Below are 21031 nucleotides of genomic sequence, written 5' to 3'. Positions count from 1 at the left end.
TTTAATTATTTTCCTTTGAACATGTTCATCTCCATGCGCACGCGGCGACTGACATCGAGGGTCGTCGCCCGGATCAGCTTCTCCGCGCCGTGCTTGTGTTTGATGAAGTCGATCGCCTCGTAGAGGTTGACCGAGGCCGCCGTGTCGCTGAACAGGTCGATCTGGTGGCTGCCGTGCACCAGCCCACTCAACCGTACGCCCACCAGGCGGATCAGCATGCGTCGGTTATAAAGTTTGTCGAACAGCGCCGTGACGGTTTGTAACAGCACGTGGTCCGACGCGGTATAGGGTATCTTTACTTGCTTGGTTTCGGTATCGAAATTGGTATAGCGCACCTTGACGGTGACACACGACGTCAGCTTGCCCTGGTCGCGCAGCTGGAAGGCTACCTTTTCCACCATGGCGATCAGGATGGACTTGAGCCTGGCCGTATCCATGGTATCGGCATCGAACGTCGATTCGGTGGAAATAGACTTGGCCTCGCTATACGGCACGATGGGGGAGTCGTCAATGCCGTTGGCCTTATTCAAAAGCGAAACACCATTCTTGCCAAACGCGCTGATCAGGAAGTTCATCGGCATCTCGCGCAGGGTCGCTACAGTGCGTACTCCCATATCATAGAGGAAGGTCGCCGTCTGTTTGCCGATCATCGGGATCTTCTCCACGCCCAGGGGCGCCAGGAAGTCCTTTTCCGTGCCCGCCGGGATCTGCTTTTGTGCGTTGGGCTTGAACTCGGCCGTGGCGATTTTGGAAACCAGCTTGTTGACCGACAGGCCCAGGGAGATGGGAAGGCCGCTCTCTTTTATGATATGCCGGCGCAGCTCCACCGCCCACTTGAAGGCGCCGAAATACCGGTCCATGCCGCTGGCGTCTATATAGAACTCGTCGATGGAAGCCTTTTCAAAAAGCGGGGCCTTGTCGGCGATGATCTCTGTAATAAGGTGTGAATTCTGGCTGTAGGCCTCCATATCCCCGGAGATGACGCGGGCATCGGGGCAGAGCTGCATCGCCAGGTACATGGGCATGGCGGAATGCACACCAAAGCGCCGCGCCTCATAGCTGCAGGCGGCGACAACCCCGCGACGGCTGCTGCCCCCGACGATCAGGGGAAGGCCTTTCAGCGACGGGTTCTTTTTACATTCTACCGCCACAAAGAAAGCGTCGAGGTCAAAGTGGATGATGTTGCGATCCATGACTCGAAATAACTAAAAATATTAGTTCGATTTTTGTTTTTGAACTAATTTTTTTAGCTTTGTTCCATCATTGTAGGAAACAAACAGAATACGCTGATTTTGCCATCTTGTAGATATTCTTTTGTGGAACAGTGACACGTTGTGGTGACGTGAAACATTAGGAAACCTGCCTCCGCCAGCGACGCTGGTGGAGGTGGTTTTTGTTAACGCATTGTGAATGTCAATGATATCGTGTAAATCGATCTATAAATGAACGTGCTGAACGTCCTATACATTTCCTTACCCCATCGATACACTTACCGTAGATAACTATGGCCACTGTAAATCAGAATCTGAAGTTCTTACGCGCTGAGAAAGGGTTGACACAAAAGCAACTCGCAGAAAAGCTCGGCCTCAAACAAGCCACCATCGGTGCTTATGAAGAGGAACGCGCAACCCCACCGCTGCCCGCCCTGCTCGACTTTACGCGCATTTTCCAGGTAAGCCTCGACGCGCTCGTCAGCCAGGACCTTAGCAAGATCTCCGAAAAGGATCGTAAGAACCTGCGCCCCGGCCGCGGCAAAGAAGTGTTAGCCATTACCATGGACGCCAGCGGCAAGGAAAATGTCGAGCTGGTCATGCAAAAGGCCTCCGCCGGCTACCTCAACGGCTACCAGGACCCCGAATTCGTCCGCGACCTGCCCAAGATCAACCTGCCCGTGCTGAATCGTAACCGCACCTACCGTGCCTTCGAGATCCAGGGTGACTCCATGCTTCCCATCCAGCCCGGCAGCATCATTTTCGGCGAGCACGTCGAAGACGTCGCCACCATCAAGAACGGCAAGCTCTATATATTGGTCACCAACCAGGAAGGCATCGTCTTTAAACGCGTCTTCAATTTCAACGACGAAGAAGGCAAGATCCTGCTGGTGTCCGACAACCGCCAATACGCCCCATACGCCGTCGCGTCCACGGACGTGCTCGAACTGTGGGCAGCAAAAGGATTTTACTCCAGCCAGTTTCCCGAGGGACCGAGCGACAACGTGGCGCTTTCGGATCAGTTGGCGTTGCAGCTCGTTCGCCTCCAAAGCGAAGGCGGGAAGAAAAAGAAAGTATAGCGTTAGCGCGATAGAGAAGGCCAGAAGCACTGCTTCTGGCCTCTGTTATTTAGAGCCGCGTAAAGATCCTCAAAACTTCACCGTCAACGACCCCCGGATGATCCGCGGTGCCTGCGGGCTCAGAAAGTTGCTCCAGTAGGTTTCATTTGTCAGGTTGTCCGCTTTTACGGCAATCCGGTATTTCTCCTGTTCATAAAATACCGTCGCATGCAGGGTGTGAACCGCTGGAATCTCCACCAGGTTCTCCGTCGTCAGATAGCTGTCACTGCGGTAGTTTCCGCCAAATCCAAAACCAAGACCTTTTATTTCTCCCTGTTGAAAGGTATAGCTCAACCAGTAGTTTACAGTATTTTTCGGCGTAAAGGCCACATGTTTTCCCTCGTTGGTTCCATTTGTATATTTTGCGTCCAGATTGGCATAACCGGCCATGATGTTGAGGCCGGCCACGGGATTGCCAAAGAATTCTACTTCAAAGCCTTTGTTTTCCTGGGTGCCGTCCTGCAGGTTGAATAGCGGATTGGTGGGGTCAGACCGTAACCTGTTGTCGACCGTTATATCGAAATAACTTGCCATGAAAGAAAACCGGTCGTCAACCAAAACAGATTTGATCCCAATTTCCCATTGCGTGGCTCGTTCCGCCACAGCTTTCTGAAACACGCCGTTGCCGGCCCCGTCGTTTCGCATGAAGTTGTTGATGTTCTTTGTCCCGCCCATATAGTTGCCAAACACCGACAGCCGGCTGGGCAATACTTCATAGACTATACCCAGCTTAGGCGTCCAGGCACCCTGATTGAACGTATAGGCGGAGTCGTTCGCGTTAATCTTCGTAGTGCTGGGAGTTTTTGTCTTAAAATACTCGTATCGTACGCTGGCCATGACGTGTAACTGAGAGGTGATATCCAGGACATTGGACGCATAGATACTGTACCGGTCCGATTCTTCAACTCCTTTCCAGGGTGTGGCCGATACGATCGTTGTATCAAAATCCTGTTCAGTCAGGTAAGGCGCCACGTTGTGATAATCGAAGGTATCGTAAAGGGCAGAACCGCCGGCATAGATACCGCGTTCGCCCAGGTAATCCAGCCCAACCAACAGACGATTTCGCAGGCCGCCAACCTTAAAATCGCCATTGAAATACTGCTGTACGCTGGTGTAATCATAATCGTAGCGTGCATACCCGACAGATCGCTCAGCCATGTTTCCGTTGATAAAAACACTTGTATAGTCGGGAGCATACAGGCTATAGGAATACGCGTACGAGGTCGTGGATGACCAATTGTCGCTTATCGTATACACGGCATCGACAGCCAGTATGGAGGATTGTTTGTTGTAAATGATTTCGTTGGTGGTAAAGGATACGTTGGAGATTTCGTTCAATTGATCTGTGCTCGTTATACCGGTGGCCGAGACGAAGGGCCGTTCGGTGCCCTTGATCTTGAAGAGGTCGGCTTCCAGGGTAAGGGTGAGTTTATTGCTGGCCTTATAGGAAAATGCCGGCGCAATAAAGAAGCTCTCAGCCCATCCATAATCCTGAAAGCTCTTTTCTTTTCGGTAAGCCGTATTCACTCTTCCCAGGAGTGAACCATCCTTCGCCAACGGGGTGTTGATATCCGCGGTGAGGCGATTGAACGCGTAGTTGCCGGAGGTGAGGCTCACGTTTCCACCCCAGGTGTCGAAGGGCTTTTTAGTAATACGGTTTACTACGCCGCCATAATTGGCCCGGCCATGACCACCAAAGAGTGTGCCCGACGGGCCTTTGATGACTTCGATGTAGTCGATGTTCGCCATGTCGTTTTCAGTCCAGTTGCCAAGCATTTTTCCGTTTCGAAAAAATGCTTGCTCATCGAACCCACGCAGATAGGAGTAGGATCGTACGCCCGGCTGTGATCCGCCGGAGACCACCCCGGCAGCACTCTTTAGCGCGTCGTCGAAATTCGTCAGTACCTGTTGTTCAATAATCCGGGCATTGACGATAGAATATGCTTGTGGATTTTCCAGGTTTTTGAGAGGCATGCGGGAGACATAGTTGGACTCCTTTTCGCTTAGCTTATTTCGCTCGCCGGTGACGATAATCTCCTGCAGGGAAGTCGAATTCTCGTTCAGGATAATTTCCGGGACTACCGTGGTTTCGTTTGATTTTACTTCTATAGGAGTTTCCCTGGGCTCCAGTCCGACATAAGACGTAACAATAGTATAGAACCCTGCGTCTATATTTTTGAACATGTATGTTCCGGTGGCATCCGCGATTGTCACTTTATTGGTGTTCTTCAATCGTACATGGACATTATAGGCGGGTTGTCCGTCGGAAGTCCGGACAGTCCCCTTGACGTCTGACTTGTTCTGCGCAAAAAGGAAAGATGAAAGCAGTACAAAGACTGCTGAAAATATACTTTTCATTGTTATAGGTAGGAGGGGATGAAAGAAATAAGATTAGATCATTTGGCTTATCGACTTGCCTGTCGCACAAAGATGTTATGAGAATGCGAGTCTATAAACACTTGGTTCCTGTTTCTATAAAAAATACCCTTACCGATAAAAAATCACTACCCTTCATAAGGTAATTAGCACCCCACGGAAGTGACCTGCGAGGTAGAGGGATGTTGACAGATCCGGATCTCTATTAACGACGACGGAACTGTCAGTGTTCTCCCATGAACTTTTAGTTAAAAGAAGCTCTGAACTCCAAAGGAGATTGGCGGGTCTTCGTTTTGAACAACTTACTGAAAGACTGCGGATGCTCGAATCCGAGGTCATAGGCAATTTCGCTGACCGACAAATGGGTTGTCGATAATTTCTCTTTGGCCTTCTCGATTAATTTTTCATGGATATGCTGCTGCGTGTTTTTTCCGGTCAGCACCTTGAGTAAGGTGCTGAGGTACTTGGGCGAAACATTTAACGCGAAAGCGATGTCCTGGACAACAGGCAATCCTTTCGCGCTTACTTTCTCATGGTCGAAATAATCCGAAAGTAGTTTCTCCAGGCGATTTAATATCTGATGATTCGATTTCTCCCGGGTGATGAACTGTCGGTTATAGAAACGTTCGGCATAGCTCAGGAGGGTTTCAATATGTGAGACGATGATCTGTTTGCTAAACTTGTCGATATTGGAATGATATTCCAGCCGGATATTTTGAATGATCTGATGGATCATTGTTTCTTCTTTTTCCGACACGAACAATGCCTCGTTCACCGAATAGTCGAAGAACTCATATTGCCTGACTGACTTTGCCAGGCCCGTATTCCAAAAGAAATCAGGATGGATCAGGAGCATCCAGCCCGACTGATCTGTCGTTGCGCCGGGTTCAGCTTCAATTCTGAAAACCTGGTTAGGCGCGATGAAGAACATCACACCTTCGTCGAAATCATACTCCTGCTGTCCATATTTCATCTTGGCATTTATGCCTCGCTTGAGTGAAATGTTATAGAAATCAAGTACCCAATTGACTTGACTGATCTCCGGCGGGCGTACGATTTTTGAATAATCAATAACACTGATCAAGGGGTGCTCTGGTTTAGGCAAGCCTCTGAGCCGGTGAAATTCGGTTAGCGTTTTTACCCTCTGGGTTTTAGCTTTTGTCATAATGAGTTCGATTGCCTGATAATTATCCTGCAACGGTGCGGACGTGATTCGTTTGTTCGGTGTCACGATTCATTTTTAAATTTACGAAGATTGGCTGGTTCATTTCAGCCTTAATTCCATTGAATCGATAATTAAATAACGCACGGGTAGTTGAATCCCCGTGCGTCAGTGACGGTTGTTTATGCTTATTCCGCGTTGTACGCTGCAGCAAACTGTTTGGCAAACGCGTCCAGTTTCACCTTGCCCAACGTGGGCTCGTGGCGATAGTAGTCTTCGTATAACACGCCGCTTCCCTGGCTTGCCTGCAATTCCACAAAGCCATGCGCGATTTGGGAATTGAATCCGATACTCAGCCAGTTGTTCAGCAGCTGCTCATCAGGAACGACTTGCCACTGTAAGTCAGGCTTGCCGATGGCCTTGCCTAAAGCATGGGTTATTTCATTGGGCGAAACTTCATCGCTTGCAACGTAGCGGATCGTTCGGCCGGCAAACGGGTTCTCCATTTCCTCTGCGATGACGGCGGCGATGTCTGCAGGGGCTACCCAAGGTTCTTTCTTATAGCCTCCATAGTTGGAAATGATCGCACCCTTTGTTTTGATGGTTCGGATTAACCCGAACAAATTGGTGAAGAACCCCACCGGACGAATGAACTTGATGCTGACATCCCGGGGAAGCTGTCCCAGGATGGTCTCTACGTTGTAATGAAATTCCAGAATGCCATATCCATGCTTCTTATGCGCACCGATGCTGCTCAAATGGACGATTTGATATACACCGGCGCGCAGAACAGCCTGCTTGTAGTTCTCGCCGATCTGGCTGATGGCACCTATGAAATCTACGTCTTTGTCAAAGAAATCTCCGGCAGCATCGAGTGTCTCCATCAGGTACACGATGTCGGCGCCCGTAAACGTTGCGGCAAGGAAGTCGGCGTCAAACATACTGCCTACAGCAGCGGTTGCACCAAGAGACTCGATAGCTTCTATTCTTTCCGCTTTACTGGTAATGACAGTAACAGAATGACCTTTTTTGACCAATTCCTGAGCGAGCGGTTTGCCCACATTGCTTATTGATCCTGTTAGTACGATGTTCATATTTTGTTTTTGTCTTTTGTTGATACAAAAGTCGCCGGCAACGCGCACGCGCACGTAGCCGAAAGTCAGATTGTTGTAGTCTAAAGGGAATAGAAGGGACCATTACCGGGGTGTCGCCCCGCGAAGGTGATTATTCAATCATTGTGTGTCGCCCGTTGGAAATAAAGTTATCCTCGGTGCTAGTGAAAATTGACGTTTTTTGAACCTTCCCTTGCGCAAAGTTAAACATGTGCCCGGTCCCTCCCCGCTATCTTTGATACGCGCGGCCATCGAATGGGCGTGTAGATCGGGACATGTTCGCAAGAATATGCCCGGCGTTTACGCATTGCACGGAATCCCACCGGCAGCAGCGGTATACATTAGTAAAAAATAGTATGATTGGTATGACGATAAACGGGTCTTTACGTAGGGTATGTATGTGTTTACTATGGGGGCCCCTGTTGTATGCTTGTGGCGGAAAATCCGACACAATACCGGCGTTGTCGGTGCGCGAAGTAATGGACAGCGTCATCACGAGATTGTATGCACAGATACCGGCCATACAATACGATAGCATCGATGACGCTTTTATGCTGGGGTTCCTTACATCCGAAGAGAAGAAGGTCTTGTCGACACGGTATCAATACTTTCGGGTAAATGTACCCGTGGTCGTGTCGCTCATGCGGCATAAGGAGCAACAGACGATACCCTTCTGGCTGGAGGAAGCCGGTTTTTCCCGGTCGGGAAAGATCGTCAAAAACGAAGAATATGAGTACGAGGTATGGCAAAAACGATTCGAGCCCGGGTGGGTGCAGCTTGGCATCAATGGATTCGATAAACATCGGCCGGTATATTTTGTTTCCGTAGGGCCGGTGAATGCCGGGGATGAGCTGAAGATCACGGACGCGTTTCCGGAGCAGTTCCCCACCGTGCCCATGAAGGTGGGAGCGTTTACATACCACGACTGGCCCGGCCTGGTGTTGACGGTCGTACCGCCGGAGCTCGCAGGGCAACCCCTTTTTACTACGGTAAGAGGACGGGCGCGCGAGGCGCACGTCGTCGGCGCGTTTCGCGAGACACTCTTCCCTTCATCCGTCAGGCCGGATCAGGTCATGCTGACCTGGAGTGGCGACCCTCAGACAACCGTGGACATCCAATGGCGTACGCGCCCGGCGGTGACCGGGAGCACCGTAAAATATTGGATCACCGGTACAACGGACACATTGGTAGCAAAAGCGGCTTCGAGTACGCTGCAAGACCGGATGCTGTACAATGATCGGTACGTCCAACGGCACACCGCACAGCTGCAGGCGCTGACACCGGGCACAACCTATGGCTACACGGTTGGCACGGAGGGAAAGGATCGGTCACCTGTTGCGACCTTCGAAACGGCCGGGGCCTACGCCAAGGGATTTTCTTTTATTTGGTTCGGTGACACCCATTGCTTTCCCGATTCCGGGCGAATGATAACACGGGCGGATCAGCAGCATAAAGACATTACTTTTTACTCCATTGCAGGCGACATCGTCAGCACCGGCCTGTATCGCGACGAATGGGACCGGTTGTTTCAGTACGCGGGCGATGCATTTTCCCGGAAACCTCTGATGCCCGTACCCGGTAACCACGACCGTCAGGATGGCCTGGGCGCCCAGTTGTACTATGATCTTTTTAGCCTGCCCCGCAACGGCCCGCCACGGGTCGAGCCGGAGGCATCGTATGCGTTCGAGTATGGTGACGCGCTCTTTCTTATGATCGACGCTACCTCCGACGTGACCGACCATACCGCCTGGATCGAAGAGAAACTTCAGCGCTCGAAGGCCTCCTGGAAGTTTGCCATGTTTCATTTTCCGCCGTACAACTTCGAAGAACCCTACCAGGATATTCAGCAGGCCTGGGTACCGCTGTTTGACAAGTACCATGTGGACCTGGTGATGGGCGGCCATATTCATTATTATATGCGGTCTCACCCGATGGCAGGAGGAAAGGTGGTCGATAATTTTGATCAGGGCACCGTCTACACCATTTCGATCAGCATTCCCAGCGAGCACGACGATATCGGTACCGAACCTTACGCCGCCATGCGATACAAAGACGGATATTTTTACCAGCGGGTAGATATCGTGGGCAATGTCTTGAACTATCGCACCTTTGACGACAAGGGTATATTGAAAGATTCGTTCACCATTCGTAAAAAGCAAAAATGATAGCATTCCGATCCACCGCTAAAATTCAACAAATGAGGCGCTTCGCATCGTGTTCTCTGATACTGGCCGGTGGGCTGTCGATCGTGGCCTGTACGCCCGATCAACCCGCGGCCGCCCGCCAGCCCGTCTTTGAAGATGTATCCTTCCGGCAAGACTACAGTAAGAAGTATTCTGCGACCGACACAACACTAGCGTTGAGTCACGTGGCGACCGATCGCAACGGCGCGGTCCAGATCTTGTCCTCGCGGGGCCTGCTGCAACCGTACGCGGGAGAATTTCTGTACCCCGGCACATTGGTGGCTGATAAGTCTTTCCGTCCTTTACGCGATAAAAAGATCCGTGCCATCAGTACATACCGACAACAACGGGTATACCTGGACGACAAAGCCGTGTTCAGCAATGCCTGGGCCGGTACGCTTTATAAAAAGCATACGCTGCCGAATGCGAAACATTTTGCAGGCGGCAAGGATTTTTCTTTCCTGGTGTCGGACGGAAAGAAGCTGCAGTACCTGAACGACGGAATAGCATGGGAAGGAAGTGCGCCCGCGGGCTTGATCGACATCGTATATGATGCGCGCAGGAATGCGTTTATGTTATTAAGTCCTTCGGAGATCTCCGTTTTTTCGGCTACCGAACACACGGTGACGACATTTTATACCGGTAAGGGCCTGACGTGTCTGGCGCTGACAAACAACGCACGTGAATGGGTGGTGGGTACCCATGCCGGGTACTTCACGCTGGACGCTGCGAGCGGCCGGCAGCGTGGGACATTGCAGCGTAAACTTCCGTGTGCGGATTTGACTGCAGTGGAAGAAATAAACGGTAAGCTTTGGTTCGGCTCGGTACGCGGAGCCTTTATGATCCGCCCGGATGGAAAATGTAACTACTATGCCTGCAAACGTTGGCTGCCTTCCGATACCGTGATCGACCTCGCCCCGGGAGCCGACAGCTCCGTTCTGGTACTGACCGACCGCGGGCTGGGGGAGATCTGCTTCAAATCAATGACGCTCGCCGACAAAGCCGCGTACTTCGGGCAGCAGGTACGCAGGCGGCACATCCGTCATGGATTTAACGCCACGCTGGAAAATTTAGAAGCCGGCAATCTGGGCACCGGTACCCTGGACGACTCGGACAACGATGGGCTGTGGACGTGTATGTACCTGGCGGCAGAGGTGTTCAGACACACCGTGACCGGTGCTGACGATGCCCTGGAGAATTGCCGCGAATCGATGGACGCCCTGGAACGCCTGTATACCATCAACCCGATGCACGGCTTTCCTTCCCGTTCCTTCGAGCGACGGGGGTATAAATACGACAGCGAGCCCTGGCGCCGAGCGGAAGACCCGGAATGGGACTGGAAGTCCACCACCAGCAGCGACGAGGCCATCGGCCACATGTTTGTATACGGGGTGATGGCCGAGCTGATGCGCGACGAGGACTTGAAGAAACGCGCCGTTGTGCTCATGGACTCATTGATGCAGCACGTACTCGATAACAATATGTACCTGGTGGACTGGGATGGCAAACCTACGACGTGGGGCAAGTGGAACCCCGAGTACGTCAATGCCCGTCCGGCAATGGTGGGCGATCGGAAGATCAACTCCTCGAACATCATCTCCATGTTGCAAACAGCGTATTATTTCACCCACAGGGAAGTGTATAAAGAAAAGGCCTTTGAGCTGATGACCCGCCAGGGGTACTATGAAAACCTCATGCGACCGATGCGCGAGATCACCACGGCACCCGCTTCAGCAGACGATTGGAGTAAAATGTTGTCGGAGGCCTGGAACCACTCCGATGACGAGATGTACTTTTTGGGCTATTGGGGACTCTACCGGTATGCCTTCAACGATACCTTGCAAGCAAATTTCCGGGAGGCGATCATCGACCATTGGCAGGCTGAGCGTCCCGAGAAAGATGCCCTCTGGAATATTATGACGGCCGTTACGGGGGCACAACAATTCGACCTCGACGAGGCAGTTTGGTACTTGCAGGAATATCCGCTCGACCTGGTCAGCTGGAAGGTGAAGAACAGCGACCGCGGCGACATTATGAAGATAGACACCAACTTCCGAAACCAACATACAGCCGAGGTATTACCGCCCGATGAGCTGGAGATATGCCGGCACAATGCCAATCGCTTCGGGCTCGACGGCGGCAATGGCGGTGCAACAGAGTATAGCGCCGGTGACATCTGGCTGCTGCCGTACTGGCTGGGCCGCTACCTGGGTGTTATTGGCACACCCGACGTCGTTAAACCATAACGGAACAACGTATGATCATAGGAATGAGAACATCGCCTTGCTGGCGCGGCGGCGCTCATCAATCGTCGCGAGCCGACCGCGATCGGTCTGCGATGACCGACAGGTGTCATGTAAACTGTTAATTTGTCTGCGCACTGCCATTCGTGCTGCGCAACCCCGCGCCGTAGTGAGCTGAGGTCAATTCCAATTTCTTGCGCAAAGACCGAACTGGTTAACGCAAAATGCGCGCACAGTGCGCATCATCCGTCGCTATATTTGGCCGTTGGAAGAAGAATATATAGCGGCTGCCGGAGAAGTATAGATGACGCGATCGTATCGTTACTTCCGCTTTAAGAAATGATCATCGTTTCATAATTGCCGTAACTCAAACTTAATACACGTAAACCAAACCTGATTATATATGGAATTACACTTTTACAAACAAAGCCAAGGGCGGCGACGTGCACGGTTGCTGGTCCTGGTCATGATGCTGATGGTGAATGCCGGGATGGTGTTGGCCGCAAACGATGTTACGGTGTCGGGAAGGGTAACGTCTGCGGAAGACGGCACCGCGCTGCCCGGCGTAAATGTGTATGTCAAGGGCACCCAGTTGGGTACCATGACGGATGCCGACGGCCGGTATACATTGTCCGTGGCTAATAGTGACGCCGTTGTTATTTTTTCCTATATCGGGTTCACCACGCAGGAAGTTGTGGTCGGCGACCGGACGACATTGGACGTGACGTTGCTACCGAATTCCGAAGCGTTGGACGAAGTTGTTGTAACGGCCCTGGGCATTAAACGCGAAGAGCGCTCCCTGGGCTATTCCGTGGGAAAAGTGAGCGGCGGAGACCTGAGCCGGATACCACAGGAGAACGTGCTCAACGGCCTTGCCGGGCGGGTGCCGGGTGTCGCAATATCATCTACGGGCGGTCCGGGCTCGTCTGTGAGCATGATCATACGGGGTGCCAAGTCCCTGAGCAATGATAACCAACCACTGTTTGTCGTAGACGGTGTGCCCGTGGCGAGCGGTCTTAATAACATCGGGGGCTTTGGAAGCGACAATCGCGTGGACTATGGCAATGCTATCTCGGACATTAATCCCGATAATATCGAATCGGTATCGGTGCTGAAAGGCGCCAGCGCGGCCGCATTGTACGGCTCGAGAGCCGGAAACGGCGTGGTATTGATCACCACCAAATCCGGATCGAAGGCTAAGCGTATGACCATAAACGTATCCTCCAACAACGCCTTTGACATACCGTACAAGTTCCTTCCGTTTCACAGCAAATTTGCCATCGGTGTCCGTCCGTATACGCCCGACAACAATCCCTCGGGCGTATTGACGATCGACGAGGAGTCGGTGGCCGGCAATGGTCCGGAGCTTGATAAAGGCTACAAAGCCATTCAGTGGAACAGCCCGCTCGACGCGAACGGCAACCCCATTCCCACGGAGCTGGTGTCGCACCCCGACAATGTGAAGGACTTTGTACAGACCGGTATCACGTCGACAAACTCAATTGCTATCGCGAACAGCACCGAGCAACTGAATTATAGCATTGCCTACACAAACATGTCCAACCGGGGGATCATCCCCAATTCCGATCTGTTCCGGAATTCCCTGGACCTGAGTACCGGCGTGCAGCTGCATCCGAAAGTGAAGGTGAGCACCAACCTGAGCTTCACCCGGAGTAATTCGAACAATCGCCCCGCAAACAACCGCGGTGCAAACCCCATTCAGTGGGCGTACTACGTATCGCCGCACATCGACATCCACGACCTGCGGAACTATTGGGTAAAGGGCCAGGAAGGGTTACAACAGCTTACACAGGATAATGGCGCGGGCGAATATAACAATCCCTATTTCCTGGCGTATGAAGTGAACAACAGCTTTGTGCGCGATCGGGTATATGGCAACGTCAAAGCCGAATGGCAGATCACGGACGCTTTCAGCCTGATGGGACGTTATTCGATGGATACGTATCGCGAACAGCGGGAGTCCAAAATAGCCAACAGCTACACCGGCGAGCCCGGCGGAGCCTATGGCGTGATGAATATGGACCGGTTCGAACGGAATGCCGACTTTCTGGTCACCTATAAAAAAGATTTTGCACCGTGGCATGTCACGGCATCCGTAGGAGGGAACACGATGTATCAAAAGTCGGGCAATGTATCCACGTCGAGCAAACCCGGTGCCGGTCTGATCACGCCCGGAATATTTACCATTCAGAATATTGCCGTCGACAACCTCGATTACAGCAACTATTTCGGCGAGAAAGGTATTTACAGCGCGTATGGCCTGGTGAACCTGGGGTATAAAGACATGGTCTACCTGGATCTTACCGCGCGTAACGATTGGTCGAGCACATTGCCGAAAGGGGAAAATTCTTACTTCTATCCATCCGCCTCCCTCAGTGTGCTGGTGAACGAGATGCTGCCCATGCCGGAGCAAGTGAGCATGCTCAAGTTACGGGGCGCAGTGGCGCAGGTGGGCAATGACGCCGGCCCTTACCAGCTGATCAATATCATGAATACCGCCAGCGCATGGGACGGCACACCACGGGTAACGAGACCTGCGGACCTGCTCACACCCGCGTTAAAACCTGAGATTTCTACGTCCACGGAAGTGGGAGCGGAGTTTGGCCTGCTGGACAACCGCATACGGTTCGAAGGGACATACTATACGACGGACAACAAGAACCAGATCATTCTCACAGACATGGTGCCGTCGTCGGGATTCGAAAAGCAAAAGATAAACGCCGGCCTTTTGCAGAGCCGCGGCTGGGAGTTTGCTTTGGGCGGCACGCCTGTTCAAAAAGGTGACTTGCGCTGGGACGTTTCCGTGAACTACAGTCGCAACCGCACCAAGATCGTTGAGCTGCCGGAGGAGCTTCCGTTCTATTCTTTCTGGAGCGACGGCCGGGCCGAGGTGAGGACCTATGTCGGCGAAACGATCGGCGACATCTACGACAGCAAAATGGTGACGGTTGAAGATAAGACCTCTCCGTACTATGGCTACCCGCTCCTGAGCGACGAAGGTACCTGGCAGGTGATCAGAAGCAGCAATGTCAAGAACAAGATCGGCAATTTTAATCCCGACTTCACCATGGGCCTGCAAACCACCGTGGCGTACAAGGCCTTCACGTTGAATATGTCTTTCGACTGGCGCAAGGGCGGAGATTTTATCTCGCAAACATATCGATATGCAGAGTCCGATTTGAAGACCCAGCGATTTCTCGATCTGCTGATCAATCCGGGTAATCGCACAGGGCAGGCGCTACGCGATTGGCTGGTGGCAAACCAGGGAACATTGATCACCGACGGTATCAACATCGTCGGCGGTCCTACGGCGGCGTATGGCGGGCATTCACTGGAGCTTGAAGACGGAGTGACGCTTAACGACGGTGTCTTCAATCCCGGAGTGATCGCGCAGTATGACGGTGACGGAAATATCATCGGCTATACCGAAAACCTGGGAGGCGATGGGACGAAGTATATTCCCTATGCCGATAACTATCCCTGGGATTTTATGGGCGCTGCCATGTTCGATGCATCCTTCATCAAGCTCCGCGAGATCTCCCTCGCCTACCAGCTGCCGGCGCCCCTGGTACAATCCATCGGCATCCGCAACGCCTCGCTGTCGGTCTACGCCCGGAACATCATGCTCTGGACGGCCGCCGCGGTAGGAGTGGATCCTGAGCTGGCGTTCCAACCCGAGTCGGGTGCGCAGGGAAATGGGATCCAGTTCAAGCAGGGAATTGAACGGTACAACGTCAACCCCTGGACAATTTCCACTGGTTTTAAAGTAAGTCTCACTTTCTAAAACGCGACCGTATGAAACTAAAATATTTTGCAATAAGTATACTGATGGTCTGTCTCTCGTGTGATGACCTGACCGAGCTCAACGAAAACCCGAACGGCGTAGAGCCCGGCGTGATCAATCCGAACCTGGTATTACCAACCGTTGTGACCGAAGCGTCGAAGCTATACCTCAATCTCGGTTTCGGAAACATTGCCGGAGTGATGCAGCATACGCAGCTCGACGCATGGTTCGACGAACATAACGATTACGCCTGGACGAACCAGAGCTGGACGCCCTATTACGGCGTCTTGCGCGACAACAAAGTTCTGTACGAGCGCTCGACCGAGTTGGGAATGGAATTTCACCAGGGTGTTTCGCTGATCATGAAATCGATGATGTTCGGGCTCATCACCGATCTTTGGGGCGACGCACCCTATACGCACGCCCTGAATGGCGACCTCCCGGGAGTAGAGAACAAGCTGCCCGCATTCGATGATCAGGAGACGATCTATCGCGGCATTATTGCCGACCTCGAAACAGCCAACACGCTGCTGTCAAAAGACAGGCAAGAATATATCGGCCTGTACGAAGACGACGACGTGCCGTACGCGTCGATGCATATGGATCCCGCCCTATGGCGAAAAATGGCCAACTCTTTGTTATTGCGTTATTATATGCGCCTCTCGTCCAAGCTTCCGGACGTTTCCCGTCAGGGGGTCGAGAAGATCTTTGCGCATCCCGATGATTACCCGCTGATAACCTCTGCCGGGGAAGACGCCACCCTGTCCTATGCCGGCAATAGTGAGGGCGACTCCTGGCCGTCGAACGCGGTCTTCGATGCCAGCGGCAGCAACTACCGCCGCAACAGGATGTGTGCTACACTGGTCGACGCCTTACAAGCACTGGACGACGCACGACTCGGTGTATGGGCAAGCAAGGTGGAGATTCCCCTGGTGGTCGACCCGGGTCTTCCCGCAGGCACGGATCAGATCGAGGACGGTGTGCGCTACCTGTCGCCCGACGTCGTGGGAACAAAGTCGATTGATACCGACCCGGAGTATGTCGGTATACCGCCGAGCGTTTCGAACCAGCCCTCGGGCTACAACCTCAACCCTACACCCGGCCAAACGTCGAACAACCCCCACGTTTCTTACCTCAGCCCCATTTACGCGGAAGCTGCCGGCCCGCTGTTGAAAGCCAGGCTGATCTCTGCCGCCGAAGTACGCTTTCTCCTGGCCGAAGCGACGCTGAAAGGTTGGGCCACGGGGAATGCAAGTGAGCACTATTTGGCGGGTATCCGCGCGTCCTTTGAAACGTGGGGCGTAGACAATACATACGATGATTATGTAATGCAGCCGTCTGTGATCCTGTCGGGCGATACCGACGAGCAACTGGAAAAAGTAATGACACAAAAATGGATCGCCAGCTGGTCGGCCACGACAGAGTCCTGGTTTGACTACCGCCGTACCGGCTTACCGGTTCTGCATGCCGGGCCAGCTGCCGCCAGGGATGCACTCCCCGTGCGGTTTTATTATATGCAGGACGAGATCGAAATGAATGCCGCCAATACGGCAAAGGCCCTGGAAAGGCTGGAGACCACACAGTACACCCAGGCCGACGGCGCCAACAGCGCCTGGTCCAAGCAGTGGTTATTACAAGGAACATCAAAGCCCTGGTAACATTTGTCTGGTAGTATACAGGTGTAGCGGGGGCTATGGCCCCGCTATTTTTTATATAAATTCATGATTCAAAATTCTGCTTTTCATGTATAAGAAGTGGTTTGTAGTGCTGGCAGCGGTTTTTATCCTGTCTGCCGGCTTTGTCCGGTATATTTACGTACGCGGAGCGGATGCCGAGTATCACGACTACACCGGCGCGCATCACGGTCACACGCACAACCATGCTGTTGTGCTGCCTCCGACGCTGCTGTTTCCCACGCCGGAACCCGGTCGGATAATCCTGAACCTTTCGGAAACACCCGAAACGTGCCTGGCCGTAAACTGGCGGACCGATACCACCGTCGCGGCCGGCTTTATAGAGTATGCGGTAGCGACCGCAGGACCGGAATTCCGCGACAAGGTCACACGACAGCCGGCGCAACGTGAGTATCTCCAGGTGCGGCGCGAAGAAGAACCGGTGGTTACGGCACATTACTTCTCCGGGCGCCTGGAAAAACTTACGCCCGGTGAGCAATATGTATACCGGGTGGGGAGCGAAGCCGCCTGGAGTGAGTGGTTCCAGGTGCGCATGCCCGACGCCGCGCACAACAAGATCTCCTTTCTCTATTTTGGCGACGCGCAGAACGACCTGAAGTCGATGTGGTCGCGTATTATCCGCGAGGCCTACAAAACGGTGCCGCAGGTCGACTTCATGCTGCACGCGGGGGACCTGATCAACCGCTTCGACCGCGACATCGAGTGGGGTGAGTGGTTCTATGCAGGCAGTTATATTCACGCCACCGTGCCCAGCATGATGACCCCCGGAAACCACGAGTATGGAAAGGGCGTCAAACTGTCACCGCAGTGGCGCCCGCAGTTCAATTTGCCGCGCAATGGACCCAAGGGCCTGGAGGAAACGTGCTATGCGGTGAACTATAAAAACCTGAAGGTGATCTCGCTCGATGCAGAGCAAATTGACGAGTCGCCCGTATACCGCGAGCAGCAGGTGGCGTGGCTGGACTCGGTGCTGACACATGACCCGCGGCCCTGGACGGCGATTACATTTCATTACCCCGTATTCTCTACTTCGCCCAACCGTGACAACGAAAACCTGCGCCGGCATTTTAAGCCGGTCTTCGATAAACACCATGTCGATATCGTACTGCAGGGACATGACCATGCCTATGGACGAGGCATGGTGAAAAACGTGCCGACGGGCTATACGGTCAAAGACAAAACGTCTGGTACGGTATACGTGGTCTCGGTGAGCGGCCCCAAGATGTATGAATTGTCGAACGATCCATGGATGCAACGCAAAGCCCGGAACACTCAACTTTTTCAGATCATTTCGATCGAGGGCAATACGTTGTCGTTCGGATCGTATACGGCCCGCGGCGAGCTGTACGACGCATTCGACCTGGTAAAATCGAAACAGGGGATCAATAAATTGGTGAACCGTATCCCCGATACCCCCGAACGATTGTGACGGATACTTGTATAATCGTACTTTTACCACATTACATAGACGAATGTCACTGCTATGATCAAAAATAAAGTATGGGCCGCCGTGGCCCTGACGTTGCTGACCATCTTACTCTTCGCGCAAACCCTGCCGGCACAATCCACCCTGAGCGCCGCCACGGCGCTGGAGGCATATCTTGGCAACGGCGATAAATCGTACCGGTGGGAAGTGAAAGATACGTATGCCCGGGGAACAGTCCAGGTATATAACATTCGGCTGGTGTCGCAACAGTGGCATGAATATCAGTGGACCCACCAGCTCTCCGTGCTGGTGCCGGCAGATTGCCGCCACGACGGGGCGCTGCTTTTTATTACCGGGGGATCTAATAAAAAAGGCGAGCCCGAGTGGCGGGGGCCTGACGATAAGCTGGCGCTGAGCCTCGCCGATATGGCGACCGCGAACCACGCGGTGGTTGCTATTCTGCGCCAGACACCCAACCAGCCGTTGGTGGGCGATCTGACCGAAGACGCCCTGATCTCCTATACGCTGCATCAGTTCAAGGAAGATGGCGACTACTCCTGGCCGCTTTTGTTCCCGATGGTCAAAGGTGTGGTGCGCGCCATGGACGCGGTTCAGGAGTTTTCGAAGAAAACGTTGCAGCGCGATATAAACCGTTTTGTGGTGACAGGATTCTCCAAACGTGGGTGGACCACGTGGCTGACCGGCGCCAGCGACAAACGGGTGGCGGCCATTGCCCCGATGGTGATCGACGTGCTCAATATGCCCGTAAACCTCGACTACCAGGTCAAGATGCTGAAGGGATATAGCGAGCAGATCCAGGACTACGTCAGGCTGGGTATTCCGCAAACGGTTCATTCTGAAAAAGGAGATGCCATTACGGCCATGGTCGACCCCTATGCGTACCGTAAAAAATTGACGATGCCGAAAATGATCTTCATGGGCACGAACGATGAATACTGGACGGTCGACGCGGTAAAGCATTACATCGACAGCATACCAGGCCTCAACTTCATACACTATGTGCCGAACGTAGGGCATGACCTGGGCGACAAGAAACAAGCCTTCCAGGCCCTCAGCGCATTCCTGGGGATGACATTGGCGCATCAGCCCTATCCGGCCTGCCAATGGAGCGCAACCCCCGCGAAAAAAGGTGTGATCCTTAACGTAACCGTAACACCGGATGTATTAGTGGATGTGATACTTTGGTCGGCAGCGTCTGAGGACACGGATTTCAGAAACGATCCCTGGAAGGGACAATCGTTGGGACTTAAAAAGAGGACGGCGGTGATCACCACAACGACGCCATACCCGCAGAAGGGGTACCGGGCATTTTACCTGGACCTGAAATACAAAGACCCCAAAGGTGGTGAATACACCGAAAGCACCCGCATGTTTGTGATGGATAACGACGAAGTATTCTTAAAATAACAAAGCCGCCGGCCAGGAAAGAACGGGCCGGCACACTACGCCGTGGCCCTTTGTTTCGCCAGCATATATTTTTTGCGATACTCCATGGGAGTAACGCCTTTGATTTGTTTGAACTGGCGTGCAATGTTCTTGCTGTCGCTTAGTCCCAGATCGATCGCAATTTCAAAAATGGTCATGTCTGTTTCCAGTAGCTTTTGCGTAAACCGTTCGATGCGTTGATTATAGATGTATTCGTATACAGGATACCCCGTAATCTGGATAAAGCGTTTTTCAAGCGACCGGCGGGATAAGGGCACTTCTTTTAGTACCTGCTCCACGTTGAGGTTTTTGTCCAGATTGTCGTGTATATATTTCAGCGCGCTGACAATGTATTTGTCCTGGCTGGCAAAGATGTCGGTCGATTGCCGGGAAATGACCTGCGTCGGCCGTACGACGATGTCGGGGCCGGAGAAGGTGCCTGCATGGATCATTTGTTCCATAACGCGGGCAGCGTCGTAACCGCTTTTTTCCGTGTCAAGGCCGATACTGGAAAGGGGAGGGTCGGAAAGGTTGCAAACCATCTCGTCGTTGTCCACCCCCAGCACCGCCATGTCTTCGGGAATACGGATGCCCGCGTGGCGCGCGGCCTCGGTGATATGATGCCCCTGGTTGTCATCACAGGCCATCAGCGCTATCGGTGTGGGCAGTGATCGCAGCCACTGGATCAGCACGGAGGGCTTATAATACCAGATATCTGCCGGGGCGCCTTCGTTATGCTCGTAATAATGCACCGTATGCCCCGCTTGCTGCAGACGTTCTTCAAAACCTTCCGCGCGTTCTCGCGACCAAACGATGTGCTGAAAACCGTAAAAGGCGAAATGGCTGAATCCTTTTTTTAGAAAATATTCAGCCCCCATTCTCCCCGCCGCGTGATAGTCGCCGGTGATGTTGGGAATGTCCGTAAAACGCTCTTTGAAGTCCTGGGCCAGCACAGGGATTCCTGCCCGGGTGAATTTCAGGATCTCTTCGGTGTGATAGAACTGGCCGATGATGCCGTGCGCTCCCCATTCCCGCGCCCATTGCAATATACCGTCGATGCCCAGGTGCTCACGAAAGTATGCAGGCATCCGGCAAAAGGCCCAGGGACCGTGATCTTTCGAGTACCGGGTGACGCCGCGAAGCAGGCTCTTGCCATACTCCTCGCCGAAATCGCATAGCAGAATGATCTTGATCATGAGTATTATTGAAGGTTTGGTGAAAATCTAATACTGATGTCATGGTATTCAACGTGTGT

The 21031-nt window shown here is 52.9% G+C and carries 12 protein-coding genes; 7 read left to right on the top strand and 5 right to left on the bottom strand.

From position 1 onward, the window contains the following. Positions 1 to 5 precede the first annotated feature (5 nt). Positions 6 to 1193, bottom strand: coding sequence for a DNA polymerase IV (dinB, locus tag KK078_RS10400; RefSeq protein WP_254090202.1), 1188 nt, complete (start codon positions 1191 to 1193; stop codon positions 6 to 8). A 311-nt stretch (positions 1194 to 1504) separates the two neighbouring features. Here dinB and KK078_RS10395 point away from each other — a divergent pair, with 311 nt between their 5' ends. Next, a complete protein-coding gene (locus KK078_RS10395; protein ID WP_254090201.1) occupies positions 1505 to 2290 on the top strand; it encodes an XRE family transcriptional regulator in 786 nt (261 codons plus the stop codon). A gap of 69 nt (positions 2291 to 2359) precedes the next feature. Here KK078_RS10395 and KK078_RS10390 read toward each other — a convergent pair whose 3' ends face one another. From KK078_RS10390 to KK078_RS10380, 3 genes are all read right to left on the bottom strand, one after another. Next, a complete protein-coding gene (locus tag KK078_RS10390; protein ID WP_254090200.1) occupies positions 2360 to 4687 on the bottom strand; it encodes a TonB-dependent receptor in 2328 nt (775 codons plus the stop codon). Positions 4688 to 4949: 262 nt separating this feature from the next. Continuing rightward, positions 4950 to 5870, bottom strand: a complete 921-nt coding sequence (locus KK078_RS10385) for a helix-turn-helix domain-containing protein (RefSeq protein WP_254090247.1) — start codon at positions 5868 to 5870, stop codon at positions 4950 to 4952. A gap of 185 nt (positions 5871 to 6055) precedes the next feature. Further along, entirely contained in the window at positions 6056 to 6961 is a 906-nt protein-coding gene (locus KK078_RS10380) for an SDR family oxidoreductase (protein WP_254090199.1), read from the bottom strand. A 416-nt stretch (positions 6962 to 7377) separates the two neighbouring features. On the opposite strand from KK078_RS10380, the gene KK078_RS10375 reads away from it, so the two are divergent. The 6 genes from KK078_RS10375 (at position 7378) to KK078_RS10350 (ending at position 19758) form a co-directional block, all read left to right on the top strand. Then, positions 7378 to 9144, top strand: coding sequence for a purple acid phosphatase family protein (locus KK078_RS10375; protein WP_254090198.1), 1767 nt, complete (start codon positions 7378 to 7380; stop codon positions 9142 to 9144). Positions 9145 to 9176: 32 nt separating this feature from the next. Beyond that, positions 9177 to 11408: a ligand-binding sensor domain-containing protein gene (locus tag KK078_RS10370; protein WP_254090197.1), complete on the top strand. Its 2232-nt coding sequence runs from the start codon at positions 9177 to 9179 to the stop codon at positions 11406 to 11408. A 400-nt stretch (positions 11409 to 11808) separates the two neighbouring features. After that, positions 11809 to 15210 carry a SusC/RagA family TonB-linked outer membrane protein gene (locus KK078_RS10365; protein WP_317195889.1) on the top strand — a complete coding sequence of 1134 codons (3402 nt, stop codon included), beginning with the start codon at positions 11809 to 11811 and terminating at the stop codon, positions 15208 to 15210. An 11-nt stretch (positions 15211 to 15221) separates the two neighbouring features. Then, a complete protein-coding gene (locus KK078_RS10360; RefSeq protein ID WP_254090196.1) occupies positions 15222 to 16868 on the top strand; it encodes a SusD/RagB family nutrient-binding outer membrane lipoprotein in 1647 nt (548 codons plus the stop codon). Between the two features lie 85 nt (positions 16869 to 16953). Next, the gene (locus tag KK078_RS10355; protein ID WP_254090195.1) at positions 16954 to 18333 is read left to right on the top strand and encodes a purple acid phosphatase family protein; all 1380 of its coding nucleotides are present in this window, start codon (positions 16954 to 16956) and stop codon (positions 18331 to 18333) included. Between the two features lie 54 nt (positions 18334 to 18387). Further along, positions 18388 to 19758 (top strand): PhoPQ-activated pathogenicity-related family protein, encoded by a 1371-nt coding sequence (locus KK078_RS10350; protein WP_254090194.1) that lies wholly within the window; start codon positions 18388 to 18390, stop codon positions 19756 to 19758. Positions 19759 to 19793: 35 nt separating this feature from the next. Here KK078_RS10350 and KK078_RS10345 read toward each other — a convergent pair whose 3' ends face one another. Further along, the gene (locus KK078_RS10345) at positions 19794 to 20972 is read right to left on the bottom strand and encodes an AraC family transcriptional regulator (protein WP_254090193.1); all 1179 of its coding nucleotides are present in this window, start codon (positions 20970 to 20972) and stop codon (positions 19794 to 19796) included. Positions 20973 to 21031: the final 59 nt, after the last annotated feature.

Origin of the sequence: Dawidia soli (genome assembly GCF_018598185.1) — a bacterium.
Lineage (GTDB): Bacteria > Bacteroidota > Bacteroidia > Cytophagales > Cyclobacteriaceae > Ohtaekwangia > Ohtaekwangia soli.
This window is presented reverse-complemented; position numbering and strand designations above follow the sequence as displayed.